Origin of the sequence: Kitasatospora sp. NPDC057198 (assembly GCF_042670125.1) — a bacterium.
GTDB lineage: Bacteria > Actinomycetota > Actinomycetes > Streptomycetales > Streptomycetaceae > Kitasatospora.
Map to the genome: position 1 here is coordinate 1 of NZ_JBHUWH010000820.1, position 1,763 is coordinate 1,763.

General features: G+C 75.6%; 1 protein-coding gene. It reads right to left on the bottom strand.

The window, feature by feature from the left end; genetic code table 11:
- Positions 1-135: 135 nt before the first annotated feature.
- On the bottom strand, positions 136-1,398 hold the full coding sequence (locus ACFUEL_RS39335) for an MFS transporter (RefSeq protein WP_380242970.1): 1,263 nt from the start codon (positions 1,396-1,398) through the stop codon (positions 136-138).
- Positions 1,399-1,763: the final 365 nt, after the last annotated feature.

The window sequence follows — 1,763 nt, forward strand, 5'->3', positions numbered from 1 at the left end:
GCCGACGCACCCAGGGACGGCCATGGTGGCGAAGAGCAGGCGCAGGCGCTGCGGGTAGGGCGGCCGGTGCGGGCGGCATCGGAGTCTCGTGCCGCGGGCCGGGCCGGGCCGGGCCGGGCCGGCCGGGCGGGGTGGTCAACTCGCTGTGGCCGTGGGCGCGGTGGTGTCGGCGGTGGGGTGCGGTGCGTCCTGAGGGGTGGTGCGGGGGAGGAGGAGCGGGGTGGCCAGGATGAGGAGGCCCGCGGTGGCGAGGGCGGGGCGCGGGCCGGTGAAGTGGGCGAGCAGGCCGGTCAGGGCGGTGAGGGTGGCGGTGGTGGCCTGCTGGCCGACGGACCAGGCGGTCAGGGTGCGGGAGACCAGGTGGGCGGGGGTGTGTTCGAGCCGGTAGGTGGCGAGCACCGGGGTGTACAGGCTCATGTGGACGATGATCGCCAGCTCGACGGCCATCACGGTGAGCAGCCCGGCGACGCCGGGCCGGACGAGGGCGAGGCCGGGCAGCCAGACGACGCGCAGGGTGCCGACGACGCGGAAGACCCGGTGCCGGCCGTGGCGGGCGACGACGCGGGGCGCCAGGCGGGAGCCGATCAGGCCGCCGAGGCAGGGCGCGGCGAAGGCGAGGCCGTACTGCCAGGCGGGGAAGCCCAGTTGGCGCAGCAGCAGGACGGCCAGCAGTGGTTCGGTGGCCATGATCAGGCCGGAGACCAGCAGGTTGTTGAGGTAGAGCCGCCGCAGTACGGGGTGGCCCAGGAGGTGCCGCCAGCCCTCGAGGAGCCCGCCCGCCCGGGGCCGCCCGCCGTCCGTCCGCCGGGGTTGCGGTGCGTGTTCCGGTTCGCGGATCGCGGTGATGCCGAGCGCGGAGAGCAGGTAGCTGGCCGCGTCCGCGAGCACGGTCACCACCGGCCCGAACAGGCCGATCGCCGCCCCGCCGAGCGGCGGCCCGACCGCGATGGAGCTCCAGTTGGTCGACTCGAAGCGGGAGTTGGCCACCAGCAGGTGCTCCGCCGGGACGAGCGACTTGAGGTAGGCGCCGCTCGCCGCGCCGAAGGCGATCTTCGCGGCGGCCACCACGGCCGTGACCACCAGCAGTTGGGCGAAGCCCAGCCACCCGAGGGCGTACGCGGCCGGGACGGACGCCATGGCCGCGCACCGCGCCAGGTCCGCGCCGATCATCACCGGCCGCTTGCGCTGCGCCTCCATCCACGGCGCCAGCGGCACCGCGACCAGCGCACCCACCGCCGGGCCCACCGCCGACAGCACCGCCACCTGCGCGGGCCCGGCGTGCAGCACCAGCACCGCGATCAGCGGCAGCGCCCCGAACCCCAGCCCCGAGCCGTACGCGCTCACCGCGTACGAGGCCCACAGCCAGCCGAACGGGCGGCCCAGCTTCCTCCTGCTCACCGCGTCCTCCTCCTCCGTGTTCCCGCCGGACAACCCCTCGTTGACCGGTAGGAGCCAATCGCCCGGGAGGAGCGCAGGTCAAACAACCTGCGGGAGGGTGGGGCACAACCACTGCTTGTGCACCGAGGCCGGCGGGCGGCCGGGACGGGAAACGGGGCGGCCGGGGACGGGAAACCGGGTGCCCGGGGCCCGGTGCGGCTGCTAGCGTGCGGGGCGGTGAGGCCATGAGCGGGCTTCCTTCTTCCATCGTTTGCCCCAGGGGCGGATTTGAGGTCAGCCCGTTCGCCCTCCTCGCCGTCGGCTCCGAGCCGGGGTGCCCGTCCGTGGCGCCCCGGCTCGTGTCGTCGTGCGGCGGGGAGCCGGGG